Genomic DNA, 17,596 nt, shown 5'->3' on the forward strand with positions numbered 1-17,596 from the left:
TAATACAATGATAAACATAGGTAATAGGTATAAATCCTTAACGATGATGAGCACCGAATTTCCCTGGTTGACTACAATTCTTTTGTTGCCTTTGGTGGCTGCCTTCGCCATCCCTTTGTTTCCTGACAACAAAAGTAAGCTTGTGCGTTGGTATGCGCTAGGTGTTGGCATTGTTGACCTAGCTTTGATGATTTACTGTTTTAGCTCTAGCTACGATTTACAAGAGTCTACTTTTCAGTTGTATGACAGCTATGCTTGGATTCCTCAGCTAGGCTTGAGATGGTCTGTTGCTGTTGATGGACTTTCGATGCCTTTGGTGTTGCTGACGGGCTTGATTACAACCTTGGCAATGCTTGCCGCTTGGAAGGTGGAAACTAAGCCTAAGCTGTTCTATTTCTTGATGTTGGCAATGTATAGCGCTCAGATTGGCGTGTTTGTCGCTCAAGATATGCTGTTGTTCTTCTTAATGTGGGAACTAGAGTTAGTCCCGGTTTATCTATTAATCTCGATTTGGGGTGGGGCAAAACGCCGCTACGCCGCTACTAAATTTATTCTTTATACTGCCGCAGCTTCTATATTTATTTTGGTAGGAGGCTTGGCAATGGCTTTCTACGGCGAAACTATTACATTTGACATGACTACTTTGGGCTTGAAGGAATATCCCAAATTCTTTGAAGTCTTAGTTTATGCAGGATTTTTGATTGCTTTTGGTGTAAAGCTACCAATCTTCCCCCTACATACTTGGCTACCTGATGCTCACAGCGAAGCTTCAGCGCCAGTTTCGATGGTTTTGGCGGGTGTGTTGTTGAAGATGGGCGGTTATGGACTAATTCGCCTGAATATTGAGATGCTGCCTAACGCTCACGTTTACTTTGCCCCAGTGCTGGTAATTTTGGGTGTAGTCAATATTATTTACGGTTCTTTAGCTGCTTTTGCTCAAGATCATTTGAAGAAGCGTCTGGCGTACTCTTCTATCGCTCACATGGGTTTTGTGTTGATTGGTATTGCCTCATTTACCGAACTTGGGATTGGCGGCGCTGTACTGCAAATGGTTTCTCACGGTTTGATTGCTGCTAGTTTGTTCTTCTTATCTGGCGTAACTTACGAACGTACTCATACCCTGGCGATGGAAAAGTTAGGTGGGATGGCGCAGCAGATGCCTAAAGTCTTCGCTTTATTTACCGCAGGTTCAATGGCTTCTTTAGCGCTACCTGGAATGAGTGGTTTTGTAGGCGAACTTACAGTGTTCTTGGGGATTGCGACAAGCGATGTCTATAGTAATAGCTTCAAGGTGGTAGTTGTACTGCTAGCTGCTGTAGGCTTGATTCTCACGCCAATTTACTTACTCTCGATGTTGCGCCAAACTTTCTACGGACAGCAAAATTCTGGCATAGTAATCGAAAGCTATTTGGGCGATGCCAAGCCCCGCGAGATGCTGATTACAGCTTGCCTGCTCCTACCTATCATCGGAATCGGCTTGTATCCCAAAGTAGTAACGCAGGTTTACGATGTCAAGACTGTAGCGGTTGCTGCTCAAGTACGTAACGTTCTACCTGTAATTGCTCAACAACAACCAGCAAGTTTGTACGCAACTACTATTTCAGCCCCATCTTTGGCTAGTTCTGATGCTGTAGAGATAGTTAGCGATCGCTAACCCGCGCTAGAATGTGGCTCATTAGATATCTTATTCTCGTCCCATGAAATCGTCATTACTACTGATTGCGCCTGTTGCTGCCTTAGTTTGTTCGACGGCTGCTTATGCAAAAGTACAAACGCAAGTTGTTGAATACAAACATGGTAATACTGTCCTAGAAGGCTATTTAGCCTACGACGACGCAATTAAAGGGCAGCGCCCAGGGGTAATGGTTGTTCATGAATGGACGGGTTTAGGACCTTATGTCAAGCAGCGTTCCGAACAATTAGCAAAACTTGGTTACGTCGCCTTTGCTGTGGATATGTACGGTAAAGGAATTAGACCAAAAAATCCCAAAGAAGCAGCAGCGCAAGCAACTATATATAAGTCAGATCGTAAACTAATGCGCGATCGCGCTGCTGCCGGATTGAAGGTTTTGCAAGATAATAAACTCACAGACAAAAATCGAATTGCTGCGATCGGTTATTGTTTTGGTGGTACTACTGTATTAGAATTAGCCCGCAATGGTGCCAATGTTGCAGGTGTAGTTAGCTTTCACGGTAACTTAGATACGCCAAATCTCCAAGACGCGAAAAATATCAAGGGTAAAGTATTGGTACTACACGGTGCAGACGATCCTTTAGTACCCAAAGAACAAGTCGATACCTTTGAAAATGAAATGCGTCAAGCTAACGTTAATTGGGAATTGGTGAAATATGGCGGTGCAGTACACAGCTTCACCAATCCTGAAGCTGGCAATGATGCCTCCAAAGGTGCTGCATATAACGCTACAGCCGATAGACGCTCTTTTGCAGATATGCGCCAGTTTTTTGCCGAATTATTTGCAATTAAGAAAGCTTAGTTTGATAAATTAGAGAGCGATCGCTTTATCTTTGACCAGAAAGGCGATCGCCCAGTTAGCAGTTGCTTATCTTCTAGTTAAGATAATATATACAGCATGGACTATCCCAGGTACGTATCCTAAGATCGTTAGCAGAATATTAATCCAAAAATCTCTTCCTAATCCAACTTGTAGGAAGACTCCCAAGGGTGGAATAAAAATTGCTGCTATAAGACGAATAATATCCATATAAACCTCCGTTTAGCTGTTCTCGCGTGTATTAAGCGATCGCAGCTAGATTATTTTTATACATATATACTGACTTATAACTTTAGCTGTGCCATCTCTATGTAGGTAGATTAGCCGCCACTAATCTTAGCTTTGTAGCCTAGTTGAGTTAGAATCTGCAATAATTTCTGAGTATGGTCGCCTTGAATTTCAATTTCATTATCTTTAAGCGTTCCACCAGTACCGCACTGACTTTTTAACTGTTTTACAAGTGCTGCTAAAGTTTCTGGCGAGGATTGAAATCCACTAATTACAGTGACAGTTTTGCCTTTGCGTCCTTTACGCGAAGCTTGAATCCGCAAATTTTGTTGCGCGGGAGGTAAATCGGGGGTTGCTCTTTCTACCGCTGCTGAATTCTCGTTACCGAACTCTTGATAAACTAGGCGTTTTTTTGGGGAATTATTAGAACTATTTGCTGCTGCCATAAATTGACTGATAGTACAGATACAGGGTTATTAATAAATTTGTCTATTAAACCCTAGCTTATCTTGCTATAAATACGTTGTGAGTATTTTTAGCGCACTAGCCCAATTCTATGCTATGGTTGCAAGTCTTTTTCCTGCTCGACTAACTGAATATTTAAGTTGCTCAAATTTCTGAAAGCGAAATTAACACGCCGATTGCGGGCGCGGCTAATAGAATTTTTACTAGAAATCTTCGGTTGAGCTTCACCCCAAGAGCGCACAACAATCCTTTCTTTGGCTATACCTTGACGCAACAAGTAGTTTCTCACCGAATTAGCACGTCGTCTGCCTAATATTAGATTATAGCGATCGCTACCAATAGTATCTGTGTGTCCGCCAAGTTCTATATTTATCTGCGGATATTGTTTTAGAACTGCGACAATTTGCTGCAAAATTTGTATGCTAGCAGGGCTAGTTCCACTGCGGTTAAACGCAAAATGAACGTTTGTAGGCAAAGTTAACGGATTAACTATTGCAGTTTGTGCAGGTTTAGGAAGTAGTGGAGACTGCGTACTTTGAGGAGATTTAGTTGGTGGAGTTGCTTGAGTATTTGTCGTAGATGCTTGAGAACTTTGCGGCGATGGTGTTGCAGATGATGCGGGTGTTGGATTTGGTTTAGGTAATGAGCTTGAGGTTGGTTTGTTTACTGGTACTGAAGGAATGTTAGGTATCAGTATTGGAGTACGAGTTAGCTTACCACGCGGCTTTGCATTTATTTGAGGTTTAGGCTTGACAGTTTCAGGAATAGGCGTTGCTGATGGATTATTAATTGGCGATGGCTGAGACGAAGGTTTTAAAGTGGGTGTTGGTTGAGGTAACTGCGTTGCTGGTATCCCAGGTGAAGTTTGAGAATTAGGCGTTGCTATTGCTTCCGATGATGGTTGAGGTGCTGTCTCTGATATAGGTTCGCTAGCAGGTGTTACTTCAGGGGTGCGTGTTGGTTTTGTTACCGACGATGGTTGAGGCGTTGCTGTAACTTCTGGTGCAGATTCACCAGTAGGCGTTTTTGGTTGAGAAGTAGCTTGTGAAGTAGGTATAGGTAATGGTTGAGGCGATGGAGTTAATACTGTTGCTGGAAATGGATTTGCTGTTTCAAGAGTCGGTTTGGAGGTAGGTGTTACTCCTTGCGGCGATGGTTGGGGTAATGGCTTTACTATTACTTCCGGTGCAGATTCACCAGTAGGCGTTTTTGGTTGAGAAGTAGCTTGTGGAGCAGGTGTTACTACTTGCGGCGACGGTTGGGGTAATGGCTTTACTATTACTTCCGGTGCAGATTCACCAGTAGGCGTTTTTGGTTGAGAAGTAGCTTGTAAAGTAGGTATTACTCCTTGCGGCGATGGTTGAGGTGATGGAGTTAATACTGTTTCTGGTGATGGACTTGTTATTTCGGGAGTCGGTTTGGGAGTATGTGTTACTACTTGGGGCGATGATTGAGGTGATGGAGATGCTGTTGTTTGCGGTGCAGATTCACCAGTAGGCTTTGTTGTTACCTCTGGCGATGGCGTTGTATTTGCTTGCGGTGATGGTTTAGAAGTAGGCGTTGCAGTTGCTTCTGGCGATGGCTTTGTCTCAGATGAAGGCTGAAGCGCCGATTCGGGAGTATGAGTAGGTACTGTGGCTGTTACTTCCGGTGATGATTGAGGTGATGGTGTTGCTTCCGGTGATGGTTGGAGTAATGGGTTTGTTGTTATTTCTGGAGATGATTCACCCGTAGGTGTTGCTGTTGCTTCTGGGGATGATTGAGGAGTAGGAGTAGGTATCGCGGTTGCTTCCGGTGATGGGGTTGTCTCTGGTGACTGTTGAGGCGTTGCTGTTATTTCTGGAGATGATTCACCAGTAGATGTAGCTGTTGCTTCTGGGGATGATTAAGGAGTAGGTGTCGTGGTTGTTTCTGGTGATGGGTTCGCTGTTATTTCTGGAGATGATTCGCCAGTAGATGTAGCCGTTACTTCCGGTGATGATTGAGGTAATGGCGTTGCTTCCGGTGATGGTTGGAGTGATGGGTTTGCTGTTATTTCTGGAGATGATTGAGGAGTAGGTGTCGTAGTTGCTTCCGGTGATGGTTGGAGTGATGGGTTTGTTGTTATTTCTGGAGATGATTGAGGAGTAGGTGTCGCAGTTGCTTCCGGTGATGGTTGGAGTGATGGGTTTGCTGTTATTTCTGGAGATGATTGAGGAGTAGGTGTCGCAGTTGCTTCCGGTGATGATTGAGGAGTAGGAGTAGGTATCGCGGTTGCTTCCGGTGATGGGGTTGTCTCTGGTGACTGTTGAGGCGTTGCTGTTATTTCTGGAGATGATTCACCCGTAGGTGTTGCTGTTGCTTCTGGGGATGATTGAGGAGTAGGTGTCGTGGTTGTTTCCGGCGATGATTCGGGAGTAGGAGTAAGGGTTGCTATTGCTTCTGGTGATGGCGTTGCTGTTACTTCTGGCGACGATTGAGATGTAAGAGTAGGCGTTGTTGTTGCTTGCGGCGATGATTCAGGAGTAGGTGTTACTTCTGTTGATGGCGTTGTTGTATTTTCCGATGAAGATTCAGGAGTAGGTGTAGGGGTTGCTGTTGCTTCTGATGATGGCTGGGATGATGCAGTTACTTCGGGAGATGGTTGGGGAGTGGGTGTAGGCGTTGCTATTGCTTGCGGCGATGATTCAGAAGTAGGTGTTGTTACTTGCGGTGATGATTCATCAGTCGGCGTTGTTGTTGCTTGTGGTGATGGGGTTGCTTCCGACGATGATTCGGATGATGGTGTTGCTGTTATTTCTGGTGATGTTTCAGTGTTAGATGTTGCTTGCGGTGATGACTGAGGAAGATGACTGAGGAGTAGACGTTGCTGCTGTTTCTGGTGAGGGTTGAGGAGTAGAAGTAGGCGTTGCTGTTGCTTGCGGTTGTGGTGACGGCGAGGGATTAAGGGCTATATTGTAGTTACTCTTACCAGCACTTGTAAGTGTATTTCCTCTATCGTCGGTGTCTACTGGTTTTGTATAGTTTGGGCAGCGATTGCTTGCAATACTGCTAATCGATTTGCGTGCGCTATTAGTCGGTTCCCAGCAGGCACTAGAATTAAGATCGCTTACAATATTTGCCAGGCTAATAGACTGACCCTTGTCTGTTGTTAAAGACGATTGATAAGTATTATTCCATAAGTTTAGAGAAGCTGCTGGAAGTGTATCGATCGCTAAACCCGCTCCATACGCTATATAATCAACAATTTGCGATCGCTCATCATACAACCATATATCATCTCCATCATTATTTAACTTAGGTCTTTGCCCTAACCAGATTTGCCAAGCTGCATCATCTGCTTGATGGTGTGGTGTATTGTTACCAATCCAAATTACTGCATATTCTTTTGGTCTAAGGACGGTATCTTTCGGGAATATATAAGCTGGACTACTCGCGTTTCCAGTTATGCCACCTGTGCTATCTTTAACATTTGCAATTAAGTTACTATTGCCAAGCTTCCAACCACTTAAATTTACAGCAGATGAAGAGGTATTATAAATTTCTATAAATTCATCATTTCCACTTGCACCTTGACCTGTCTCATGATACAAAACTTCTGTAATTATGATTTGACTTGCCAAGGATGATTTTGCAGCTATTTTTGATGGCGTTTGAGCGAGAACTTTAGCAGAGTGAATATTGAAGCGATCGCTAATATCTATATCTACTCCACGAACTGCAAATAACAGTATTATTGGAACTCCTAATAAAATGTTTTTGGTTGCTGAGGTATATAGCTTTGTAACCATTTGATGATTTTTCATGCTCTTATAACCTCGCGATCGCTAAAGAAAACTTATTCAAAAATCTATATCAGATCTTTGTTAAAAAATAAATCCTTATAGCTTTCTCCTTTATTAATCTTAAAAATTAGCTCGGCAAACTATTCAGTCTATTTATACAAGTGTAAAGTCATAACTTTCACTTATAGTGTGTATATCAATTCGTGCAAATACAAACCATTAAATTGAAGTACCGTATCCTCCACCACCTGGAGTTTTTATTACAAATACATCACCATTACCCATTTCTACTGTAGCTGTACTATTCAACTTTTCTACAGTTCCATTACTTCTTTCCACATAATTTTTGCCTACCGCACCAGCTTCACCACCTTGTAAGCCAAAGGGAGGAACAACCCGGCGATTTGACAATATTCCTGCTGTCATTTGCTCTTGAAAACGCAAGCGGCGAATAGTACCATTACCCCCATATTTATATCCCTTACCACCACTGTGAAGGCGAATGGCAAAACTTTCTAATACCACTGGAAAACGCCATTCTAATACTTCTGGATCTGTAAGCCTGGAATTTGTCATATGAGTTTGCACTGCATCTGTACCAGCAAAATTTGCACCAGCACCAGAACCACCACAAATAGTTTCGTAATATTGATACTTGTCATTACCAAAAGTAAAATTATTCATCGTTCCTTGAGAAGCTGACATTATTCCCAAAGCACCATATAAAGTATCAGTAATCGCCTGAGAAGTTTCTACATTCCCTGCTACAACTGCAGCAGGATAATGAGGATTTAACATACAGCCTTCAGGAATAATAATTTCCAAAGGTTTGAGACAACCAGCATTAAGTGGAATTGCATCATCTACCAAAGTACGGAATACATATAAAACTGCAGCTTTACAAATAGCCGATGGTGCATTAAAGTTGCTATCTAGTTGAGGCGAAGTACCTGTAAAGTCAATCTTAGCACTTCGAGTATATTTATCAATAGTAATTGCTACCTCAATTCTACTACCATTATCAAGCTCATAACTATATTTGCCATCCTTCAAAATATCAATTGCTCGTCGTACAGATTCTTCAGCATTATCTTGAACGAAACCCATATAAAACTTTACAGTATTAATCCCATACTGTGTCACCATCTTATAAAGTTCTTGTACGCCACGTTCATTTGCAGCAATTTGAGCTTTTAAATCGGCTATGTTTTGTTGAGGATTGCGAGCAGGATACAAGTTGTTTGTAAAAATTTTCAATATTGTTTTTTCTTGAAAAATTCCTCTATCTACCAATAACAAATTATCAATTAATACACCTTCTTCCTCTACCGATTTACTATTAGGAGGCATAGAACCAGGCGCAATACCACCAATGTCTGCATGATGACCGCGCGAAGCTACATAAAACAAGATTTCTGAAGCTGTATTATCCTTAAATACTGGAGTAATAACAGTAATATCCGGCAAATGAGTACCGCCATTATAGGGATTATTAGAAACAAAAACATCTCCAAACTTAATAGTATTACCCTTAGCAGCAATCAAAGCACGAACACTTTCACTCATCGAACCTAAATGCACTGGAATATGAGGAGCATTAGCTACCAACAGCCCTTCAGAGTCAAAAATCGCACAAGAAAAATCTAGTCGTTCTTTAATATTTACAGAAGAACTGGTATTTTGTAGCGTAACACCCATTTGCTCGGCGATCGCCCCAAACAAATTATTAAATATTTCCAACAATACCGGATCGGGGGAGAGTATTTTTGAGGTTTGAGGTTTGAGGTTTGAGTTAAAGCCCTCAGACTCTCGCCGCTGCAAAATTAGCTCATTGCGATCGCCAATTTCTGCTTGCCAATTAATTTCAACTACATTAGTTCCCGTATCATCCACAACAATAGCTGGACCAAAAATGCGATCGCCTGCTACCAAATCCTCCCGCCTGTAAACTGGAGTATCCCGCCAAGCATCAGCCATAAAACATTGCACGCAAGCGACTTCAGCCAAATCCCCCCCTCTAGCTGCGACAACTGCTTGCTCGTCAACCTCAGCTTGCTTATCTACTACCTCAACCTCAATCGCTTCTACAATCAACGCCTTATCTGACACAAACCCATAACGCCGACGATGTAACGTTGCGAAAGCCTGTCGCATCGCCTGCTCTCCATCAAAGCCAACTACCAAAGTTGAATCAGTTCCCTCATAGCGCAAATGCACCCTACGGAAGATCCCCCTTAGTCCGCCTTCCTGCGCGCCTGCACGACTTGTTTCCTCCTCAAATACCCTATTTAAATTCACCTCGCCTAGCTTCGCTTCTACAGCCCGTTCTCGCACCATCCTGACATCAGCCAATCCCATTCCATAAGCTGACAACACCCCAGCATAAGGATGAACAAACACTCGTTTCATCCCCAAAGCATCAGCGATCGCACAAGCGTGTTGCCCTCCCGCTCCACCAAAACAACAAAGCGTATAATCTGACACATTGTAGCCGCGCTGCAAAGAAATCCTCTTAATTGCACTAGCCATCTTCTCTACGGCAATTGCTAAAAACCCACTAGCTACCTGTTCCGGCGTACGATTATCGCCAATTTCCGCTACCAAAGCCGCAAACTTGCGCCTTACAACCTCCACATTCAAAGGCAAATCGCCATTTACCCCAAACACGCGCGGAAAAAACTCAGGCTGCAACTTACCCACCATCACATTGCAATCAGTTACCGTCAGCGGACCACCCTTATCATAAGCAGCGGGACCAGGATTTGCTCCTGCCGACTCAGGACCTACGCGATAACGCGCACCGCCAAAGTGTAAAATCGAGCCTCCGCCAGCCGCGACAGTATGAATATCCATCATTGGCGATCGCATTCTTACCCCAGCAACTTCGGTTTCAAAAGTGCGTTCGTATTCGCCATGATAATGAGCAACATCTGTTGAAGTTCCGCCCATATCAAAACTAATAATCCGCTCAAACCCAGCCTTTAAACTTGTTTGCACAGCCCCAACAATCCCGCCAGCAGGACCAGACAAAATACTATCTTTGCCTTGAAACTTGTCAGCATCAACTAGCCCGCCATTAGACTGCATAAATTGCAAGGATACACCGCTAATTTGACCGGATACCTGCTCTACATAACGACGCAAAATTGGGGATAAGTAAGCATCAACTACCGTAGTATATCCCCGACTAACTAACTTCATCAAAGGGCTAACTTTGTGCGATACTGAGACTTGGGTAAAACCAATGTCAAGTGCTATGGTGGATATCTCCTGCTCGTGCGCTGGATAGCGATAGCCATGCATCAAAACGATCGCGCAAGCACGTATCCCATCGTCGTACGCAGCTTGCAGTTGGGGAATTAACTCCTGGGTATTTAACTCTACTAACACCTGTCCCTGGGCGCTGTAGCGTTCTTCTACCTCAATTACCCGCTCGTATAGCATTTGGGGCAAAACAATCTGCCTGGCGAAGATATTAGGGCGATTTTGATAGCCAATTTGCAGCGCATCGCCGAAGCCTTTAGTGATAATTAGTAAAGTGCGATCGCCTTTTCGCTCTAGCAAAGCATTTGTAGCTACTGTAGTTCCCATCTTGACTACAGAAATTTGCTCTGTGGGAATCGGTGCATTAGCTGGAATACCCAGAATTTCGCGGATTCCCTGGATCGGTGCATCCGTATAGCGATCGGGATTTTCAGACAGCAGCTTATGAATTATTAACTGCCCGTCAGGACGCTGCGCCACAATATCTGTAAACGTACCGCCTCTATCGATCCAAAATTGCCAGCGAGTATCAGCAGCCATAAGCTAAGTCTTTGGGCGTAAGTTGTGCTAGTTTCTTATGTTAGCTAGATTCTGCTGTGCCTTAACTCATGCATCGGGAAAAATTCCACTGGTTTCGATTGGCTTTTCAGTATAAAGCTTCTGTATTTCCGGCTATTTTCAATCGCGTCTTGTACTGTGGCTTATTCGGCGTTTTTATTTCGCTTTTGCATTATTTTAGATTTCCAGTTTTTCAACCTATCTTAGAAAATGTAATTCCTAGTATAGTTTTGGGCTTATTATTAGTATTTAGAACTAATACGGCATACGATCGCTTTTGGGAAGGGCGTAAATGTTGGGGAAGTTTAGTCAATAATGTTCGCAACCTAGCTAGACAAATATGGCTAACTGTTGAAGAGTGCGAACCTAAAGATCGAGCTAATAAAATTATTAATATGCGCTTATTAGTTGCTTTTGCTGTAGCTACTAAATTGCACCTAAGAGGAGAAAGTGTAAATACCGAACTAGAAGAATTGATGTCTTCCTATAAATACTTGACTTTGAAGACAATGAACAATCCACCTTTAGAAATTGCTTTTTGGATCGGCGATTATTTGCAATATCAATATAAATGCGATCGCTTGCATATTTTCCAACTAACTGCGATGCAAGAATTATTAACTAAAATGGTTAATGACTTAGGTGGTTGCGAACGAATATTGAAAACACCTATGCCTTTAGCTTATGCAATTCATTTAAAACAATTGCTGCTAATTTACTGTTTATTATTGCCTTTTCAATTGGTAGATAATTTAGGTTGGTGGACTGGTGCAATTGTAGCTTTAGTAAGTTTTACACTATTAGGTATCGAAGAAATCGGCATTCAAATTGAAAATCCTTTTGGCTACGATTCTAACGATCTACCTCTAGATGCTATTTGTAATACAATGCTGCTGAATATTGAGGATTTAACTAGCCTGACTCCTAGTGTTAGTAATTATAATTGAGCTAATTTAGATATTTATATGTAATGCGTTATTTTGCAGACAGCAATTATATCATATCTTTAATCGAAAAATACACGCGATCGCCTATATTATGGCTGGATACTGAAGTAGCTGATTTTACTACTCGTAATCCCAAGTTATCGTTAATTCAAGTTTTAGATACTGGCGAACAACCAGAAACAAATGTAGTAATTTTGGATGTACTGCATCAGCCAGAAGTTGTAGATATTTTTATCGAGAGTATTATGCTCAACCCAGCGATTGAGAAAGTATTTCACAATGCTAAATACGATCTCAAGTTTTTAGGAAAAACTAAAGCTAAGAATGTTACTTGCACGCTAGAAATGGCGAAGAAGATTCCTTATTATTTACTACCACTACCCAACTTATCTTTGAAAACTTTAGCAGAGTCGTTATGTAATATTGCCAAAGTAGATAAAACTCAGCAAGCTAGTGATTGGGGACAAAGACCTTTAAATGAAAATCAGCTAAATTATGCCAAATTAGATCCAGTTTACTTGTATATGGTGCATCAAAAACTATTACACCTGCAAGCATCTACTAATCCTAATCCAGTTGATGAAGACATAACACTGCTAACTGAACATTATTTAAAATTAAAGCAACAACTGCAAATAGTTGAGTCAGAACTTAGTCATGTTGAAGCTAGAATAAAAGCAGCTATGCAAGCTCAAAATATAGTCGAAACTTCTGAGATTAAATTGTCTTCTGTAAGCCGAACAACCTTGAAAGTAGCATTTAACCAGCTAGCAGAAGTAATACAAGCAAATAGTATTCAGCTAGATTTACCTATAACTTTAACGCAAAAGCTGCAAAAAGATTTAGCAGAAATATTAGAGCAACTACCAGTACAAGAAGAAGTAACTAATAGTTGGCGATTGACAGTCAAGCAAGAAGAAGTTGAAGAGTAATCATATATCAACTATTGTCAAATTCAAGATGCTATCTAGTATTTAAAAGTGTTCTAAACTAAATATCATTGTTTTGACTTTTAACTTTTGACTTCCTAAAGTAATCGAATTGCTTTAGCCAAACTATCGCAAACGCCAGTCATAAAATCTAAATCTAGAGTTTCAATGCGATCGCTTTGTTTGTGATAATGAGGATTGCGAAGCATAGCTGTATCCGTTACCATTATCGCCCGATAACCGCGATCCCAAAATGGCGAATGATCGCTCCAGCGCGTCTGCGGTACAATTAAACCGCGATTGGGTGCGGGTAGCCATTGACAAGCTGTACCATTTTTACGCATTATTCTGCTGAGGCAGCGTAAGTCAGGAATTGTCGGTAAATTACCAATTAAAGCAATAAAATCGCCTGTATTTGGGTAAATTTTCTCTAAAGGTGATGGATAGCGTTGCGAACCAGGAGTAGCATCGCAATATCCCAACATCTCTAACGAAATCATCAATCGTAGCGGTTGCTGTTGTTGGTGCAATTTAGCTGCATACGCGCTACTTCCTTCTAATCCGTATTCCTCCATATCAAAAGCAACTAACTGGAGTGGATGCTTAATCGGTTCAGTTGCAAATATTCTCGCTAACTCTAATAAAGCTGCAACCCCTGTAGCGTTGTCGTCAGCGCCAGGAGTTCCTGGTACAGCGTCATAGTGTGCGCCAATCAAAATAGGTGGCTTCTGGCTGCTACTAGCGGCTGGTAAATGCAAAATTAAATTCTGGTGTGGCTTCCCACCGACAAGAAACTCATGAGTTTCTACATTTCCCCACTGTTGCAATTGCTGGTAGATATACTGCTGTACGAAAAAATGTCCAGCGGTAGCGAAATAAGGATCGCGATCGCGTACCAATTGAGTGAGATGATTGTATAAAAGTTCTTTAAGATCCAAGGTAAGTTTTTATTTAGTAGATAGTTAAACAAATTCACCCTTAGCTACCATTATCACTTTACCACCGACAAAAACCTGAATTTCTGAATCTTTTTTCTGTGCTTTTAGTAGTAAAAGTGAATCTCTACCAATTTCATAACCTTGTTCTACGCAAATATCAATTGTATCCGTACCAAAATAGCTATACTCTACTAAATACCCAGCTAAACAGCCATTTGCACTCCCTGTCGCTGGATCTTCTGGTACTCCCAAATAGTCGCAAAATACACGCACGTTCAAGTTATTTTCTAGCTTATAAGTTTCTGGGCAGAATACTAAAATTGATTTTGCCTCTGTCGTATTTACTAAATTAAAATATAGTTCTTTATTGACCTTAATTTGCTTTACTGCTGCCAACTTTTTCAAAGGTACAATAATAAACGGTAAACCTGTAGATACTTCTTGAATAGGGAAATTAGTATCTATATCCTCTAGATTTAAGTTTAGTATGGGAGCGATCGCATCTGCTGCTAACTTTTTGTGAAATGTAGGAGCTTTTTGCTGCATCCACAACAGTTCTACATCACCGTTGTAATAATGCAAATTCACAGGTATTTGTCCAACCTTCAGATTTAAATTAATAGTTTCTACAGGTTGACTGATAATAGCTTTTTGAATTATATACGCCGTTCCTAATGTGGGATGACCAGCAAATGGAATTTCTTGTGCTGGTGTAAATATCCGCACGTCGTAGCCATTTTCACGAATCTCATTAGAAACAATAAAAGTTGTTTCTGAATAGTTTATTTCTCTAGCAATGCGCTGCATTTGTTCGTCAGCAAGCGTGTTGGCGTTGGTAACTACTGCTAATTGATTACCGTTATATTTCGCTTGCGCAAATACATCAACAATATAAAACTGCATTTTTTATACGGGTGCAATATCATTGCACCCCTAGCTAAACAATGTTTCATTTACAAGCTTCTTCAAACTTTTGATGGATGATGATAATGTGGTTTTTCGTATCAACTTTAATTGCACCTTTATCCTGCAATTTTCCCATCAACCTAGTAATTGTCACTCTAGTAGTAGAACAAGAATCAGCAAAATCTTGGTGAGTAAAACGAACGCTCAAACGCGTTCCTAGCTCTACTGTTTGCCCAATTTCCTGCTTTAACAAAGATAATAGCTGATAAAAGCGATCTTTTACTCTTCTTTGTCCTGATATCGCTAAAAGAGCCTCTGTTTGTCGCAAACGTTGGCTAACTTGAGTAAAAACTACCTGAGCAATATCGGGAGAATTTGCTATCTCTGCAGGTGAAATAGATACTAATTGCACTTCTGACAAAGCTGTAGCTTGGTAAGTTGGTAGCGATGTCAAATCTGCACCGAAAAGCATATCTGAACTTACCAAACCTACTAATACTTCTTCGCCATTTTCACATACAGTAGATAATTTAACTACACCTTTGCAAACTTGCCAAATTATTTGGGGTTTAACTGGGATAATTTCACCTTTGAGAAAGGTTTGTTTGGAAGATTGTTGAGTACGAGAACTATTACGCTCTAAATTAATTGACTCTGTTGATTCTAAACGCGATTCACCACTATTTTGATTGTTATTGCTTATGAGGATGCGAAGATTAGATGTATTACCTTGCCAATCTTTAACTTTTGCTACAGTTAGCGTCGCCTCAAAAGGCTTGAGATTGCGAGGTGCAATTTGTAAATTCCACTTTTGCTGAACTTGTTCGCTACTGCATAGTTGATTGAGTTTGCTATAAAATGTTTTCATATCCTCTTCGGCAACAAAAACACTCAAAGGCTTGCCAATCAAAAAACGTTGGGAGACATTTAGTAATGTAGCAACTAACTTATTAGCTTCTTGGATTTTGCCTTCACCATCAGTTAATAGGTAACTTTCAGGTGCAGATTCAAATAGTTCCTGGTATCGTAAGCTTTGTGCTGTTAGTAATGCTTGTGATATTTGCAAGTCCTCATTTTGTCTTTGCAATTCTTCTATAGCAACCTGCAATTCTTCCGAGACTACCCCTAGTTCTTTGAATGCTATAGGCAACAAATCTGCTGACATTGTTTCAGATGAAACGCTTGCATCTTTGTACAGTTCATCTAAGCGTAAATGTACGCTTTCTACCTGTTTAACAAAAGAATTTAAATTCAAATTTCACCTCAAAAATTTACTTAAAGTTTTAAAAATTACTAATTGTAGTATTAAAGTTGTTACTTACAAAAATTTTACATTATTTATTGGCAAAAATTTTTTTGTTTTGCCGCAAAGTTTTATACATAAGTGCTTGTTAAGTAATTCCAATTTCAATTTTTGCCCGCTCGGAGCCAATTGACGATAGTTATATTGCGAAATATAACTGATTTGGTTTAAGCCTTACTGTTCCTAATTTAACAAATAGGCAGACTTCGGATTACATCTTATGACAGAGATAAACCTGCTCATTGAGTAGAAATTGCTATTTTATTAAGTAACTTAGATATGTATAGCTCGTAACGTCTCCCGCTCTAAATATCAGCATGAAGCTAAATGTATGAGACAAGATTATTACTTGTTAATTAAGTGTTTAGGGAAGCTAAGAGTGCAGAGATACCTGATAAACCATTTACTTAACCCTTAGACGCAGTTCTAAATGCTACATCTAACGGCGTGAATTCTTTTTATTAGCTGCTAATGTGGGTAAAATATCAGCAGAATAAGGAGGTAAGTATCGCTGTTGTCTAACTGGCTCTAGTGGTTCAACTTTATTTTGTTGCAGCAACCACCAGCGTAAAGCAAAAGCGATCGCTACTGTAGTTATACCAAAACCAAATAAAACCCAGCGATCGCCAACACCACCAATTAGAGCATCAACCGCACCAATAGTAATCAGAAAACTTGGTATAGGCTCTTTTCGGTATGCTGACCTTAAAAATCTTGGTAATATAGCGTTCATCGCAAATCTGATTGTTTGAATTTATTAGGGTTAGTAAAAGCAATTGTTTTCTCACAAAAAACAGCGCTTAATTACATATAGATTCACATTCAATTTTAGATACTGCTTAAAACCGCAGTTACGCTAGTATTCTGGCAAAATATTAGCATAAGTAACTGTATCCGTCGTCTGCCCCAGCTACTTCAACCCCAACCAACCTAAAACACCTTGATTGGTAAAATACTCAATAATTAGCATCAAACCAAAGCCTATCATAGCGGCTCTACCATTCAATCGCTCTGCATATTCGTTGAAGCCAAACTTAGGCTGCTGCAACTTAGGCTGAACTGTAGGCTGAGGCTGAGTAATCATATAAAATTTGCTACTGGTTAATTTGACACGCTTGTAGGAATAGCTACAAAATCTATTTACATTATAACTTGTAACAGTTATTTACAATTTTTAAATTACAGAAATATATTAGTTTGGGATTGAGTAGCGCATCAGCACCAAAAGATGCTACCATAACAAATGCGATGGCGGGCGTAGCCAAGTGGTTAAGGCAGTGGATTGTGGTTCCACCATTCGGGGGTTCAAGTCCCCTCGTTCGCCCTGATATTTAGTAGTGCCGCTTGTATCTTGATTACAGGCGGCACTTGGTATTAGTAATTAATAGCGATCGCTTTTCCTATCCAGCAAATGCGATCGCTTATAAACAAAATCTTCAACTGACTACTTAATAGGCATAGCATCGACATCAACAGTCTTTGCAGTAGTTGTAGCATCGGTACTGCTAGCATCAGCACTATCCGAGTAGCCCTTACGCGCTTTAAAGCCTTCAATTGCCATTTGGGAAACTTCCGAAACTAGCAGTGTCAATAAAAACACATCGTCTAGCTGTCCGACAATAGGCAAAAAGTCAGGAGCAATATCAATCGGGCTAACGAAATAAAGTGCTGTACCCAAAATCACCCACCAGCGATATTTAGGATTGCGTAACAGATTGCGATACCAGGTATAAACCGCTTGAATTGAAAAGTTCATTTGTTCAACCTCCAGTTACTTTTAA

Annotated in this window: 17 protein-coding genes and 1 tRNA gene; 7 read left to right on the plus strand and 11 right to left on the minus strand. The window is 40.9% G+C overall.

Annotation, left to right across the window (positions count from 1 at the left end; genetic code table 11):
* Positions 1-46 precede the first annotated feature (46 nt).
* Both UH38_RS17330 and UH38_RS17335 read left to right on the plus strand, forming a co-directional pair.
* Positions 47-1,654: an NAD(P)H-quinone oxidoreductase subunit 4 gene (locus UH38_RS17330; protein ID WP_200892497.1), complete on the plus strand. Its 1,608-nt coding sequence runs from the start codon at positions 47-49 to the stop codon at positions 1,652-1,654.
* A gap of 43 nt (positions 1,655-1,697) precedes the next feature.
* On the plus strand, positions 1,698-2,495 hold the full coding sequence (locus tag UH38_RS17335) for a dienelactone hydrolase family protein (RefSeq protein WP_045055943.1): 798 nt from the start codon (positions 1,698-1,700) through the stop codon (positions 2,493-2,495).
* A 66-nt stretch (positions 2,496-2,561) separates the two neighbouring features.
* On the opposite strand, the gene UH38_RS25520 is transcribed toward UH38_RS17335, so the two are convergent.
* The 3 genes from UH38_RS25520 to UH38_RS26845 form a co-directional block, all read right to left on the minus strand.
* Complete coding sequence (locus tag UH38_RS25520) at positions 2,562-2,723, minus strand: YqaE/Pmp3 family membrane protein (RefSeq protein ID WP_045055944.1); 162 nt, start codon at positions 2,721-2,723, stop codon at positions 2,562-2,564.
* Positions 2,724-2,833: 110 nt separating this feature from the next.
* Positions 2,834-3,187 carry a translation initiation factor gene (locus tag UH38_RS17345; protein ID WP_045055945.1) on the minus strand — a complete coding sequence of 118 codons (354 nt, stop codon included), beginning with the start codon at positions 3,185-3,187 and terminating at the stop codon, positions 2,834-2,836.
* Positions 3,188-3,300: 113 nt separating this feature from the next.
* The gene (locus tag UH38_RS26845) at positions 3,301-3,681 is read right to left on the minus strand and encodes an OmpA family protein (protein ID WP_045055946.1); all 381 of its coding nucleotides are present in this window, start codon (positions 3,679-3,681) and stop codon (positions 3,301-3,303) included.
* Between the two features lie 893 nt (positions 3,682-4,574).
* Between UH38_RS26845 and UH38_RS27930 the strand changes: the two genes are divergently transcribed.
* A complete protein-coding gene (locus UH38_RS27930) occupies positions 4,575-4,703 on the plus strand; it encodes a hypothetical protein (RefSeq protein WP_268748897.1) in 129 nt (42 codons plus the stop codon).
* A gap of 1,133 nt (positions 4,704-5,836) precedes the next feature.
* Positions 5,837-6,028, plus strand: coding sequence for a hypothetical protein (locus UH38_RS17355; RefSeq protein WP_045055947.1), 192 nt, complete (start codon positions 5,837-5,839; stop codon positions 6,026-6,028).
* On the opposite strand, the gene UH38_RS17360 is transcribed toward UH38_RS17355, so the two are convergent.
* Both UH38_RS17360 and UH38_RS17365 read right to left on the minus strand, forming a co-directional pair.
* Positions 6,002-6,991, minus strand: a complete 990-nt coding sequence (locus UH38_RS17360) for a lamin tail domain-containing protein (protein ID WP_045055948.1) — start codon at positions 6,989-6,991, stop codon at positions 6,002-6,004. The two genes, UH38_RS17355 and UH38_RS17360, sit on opposite strands and share 27 nt — an antisense overlap.
* Positions 6,992-7,189: 198 nt before the next feature.
* A complete protein-coding gene (locus UH38_RS17365; protein WP_045055949.1) occupies positions 7,190-10,774 on the minus strand; it encodes a hydantoinase B/oxoprolinase family protein in 3,585 nt (1,194 codons plus the stop codon).
* Positions 10,775-10,842: 68 nt separating this feature from the next.
* Between UH38_RS17365 and UH38_RS17370 the strand changes: the two genes are divergently transcribed.
* Positions 10,843-11,739, plus strand: coding sequence for a bestrophin family protein (locus tag UH38_RS17370; protein WP_045055950.1), 897 nt, complete (start codon positions 10,843-10,845; stop codon positions 11,737-11,739).
* A gap of 23 nt (positions 11,740-11,762) precedes the next feature.
* Positions 11,763-12,671, plus strand: coding sequence for a ribonuclease D (locus tag UH38_RS17375; RefSeq protein WP_045055951.1), 909 nt, complete (start codon positions 11,763-11,765; stop codon positions 12,669-12,671).
* A 95-nt stretch (positions 12,672-12,766) separates the two neighbouring features.
* Here the strand turns inward: UH38_RS17375 and UH38_RS17380 are convergent, their stop codons facing one another.
* From UH38_RS17380 to UH38_RS26850, 5 genes are all read right to left on the minus strand, one after another.
* The gene (locus tag UH38_RS17380) at positions 12,767-13,606 is read right to left on the minus strand and encodes a M20/M25/M40 family metallo-hydrolase (RefSeq protein ID WP_045055952.1); all 840 of its coding nucleotides are present in this window, start codon (positions 13,604-13,606) and stop codon (positions 12,767-12,769) included.
* A gap of 24 nt (positions 13,607-13,630) precedes the next feature.
* Positions 13,631-14,509 (minus strand): PhzF family phenazine biosynthesis protein, encoded by an 879-nt coding sequence (locus UH38_RS17385; RefSeq protein ID WP_045055953.1) that lies wholly within the window; start codon positions 14,507-14,509, stop codon positions 13,631-13,633.
* Positions 14,510-14,555: 46 nt separating this feature from the next.
* The gene (locus UH38_RS17390) at positions 14,556-15,767 is read right to left on the minus strand and encodes a PAS domain-containing protein (RefSeq protein ID WP_045055954.1); all 1,212 of its coding nucleotides are present in this window, start codon (positions 15,765-15,767) and stop codon (positions 14,556-14,558) included.
* A 487-nt stretch (positions 15,768-16,254) separates the two neighbouring features.
* Positions 16,255-16,548: a hypothetical protein gene (locus UH38_RS17395; RefSeq protein ID WP_045055955.1), complete on the minus strand. Its 294-nt coding sequence runs from the start codon at positions 16,546-16,548 to the stop codon at positions 16,255-16,257.
* A gap of 177 nt (positions 16,549-16,725) precedes the next feature.
* The gene (locus UH38_RS26850) at positions 16,726-16,899 is read right to left on the minus strand and encodes a hypothetical protein (RefSeq protein WP_160295985.1); all 174 of its coding nucleotides are present in this window, start codon (positions 16,897-16,899) and stop codon (positions 16,726-16,728) included.
* Between the two features lie 167 nt (positions 16,900-17,066).
* Here UH38_RS26850 and UH38_RS17405 point away from each other — a divergent pair.
* Positions 17,067-17,139: transfer RNA gene (locus UH38_RS17405), tRNA-His, on the plus strand.
* A gap of 120 nt (positions 17,140-17,259) precedes the next feature.
* Here UH38_RS17405 and UH38_RS17410 read toward each other — a convergent pair.
* Entirely contained in the window at positions 17,260-17,571 is a 312-nt protein-coding gene (locus UH38_RS17410) for a YkvA family protein (RefSeq protein ID WP_045055956.1), read from the minus strand.
* Positions 17,572-17,596: the final 25 nt, after the last annotated feature.

It is taken from the genome of Aliterella atlantica CENA595, assembly GCF_000952155.1.
Classification (GTDB): domain Bacteria; phylum Cyanobacteriota; class Cyanobacteriia; order Cyanobacteriales; family Chroococcidiopsidaceae; genus Aliterella; species Aliterella atlantica.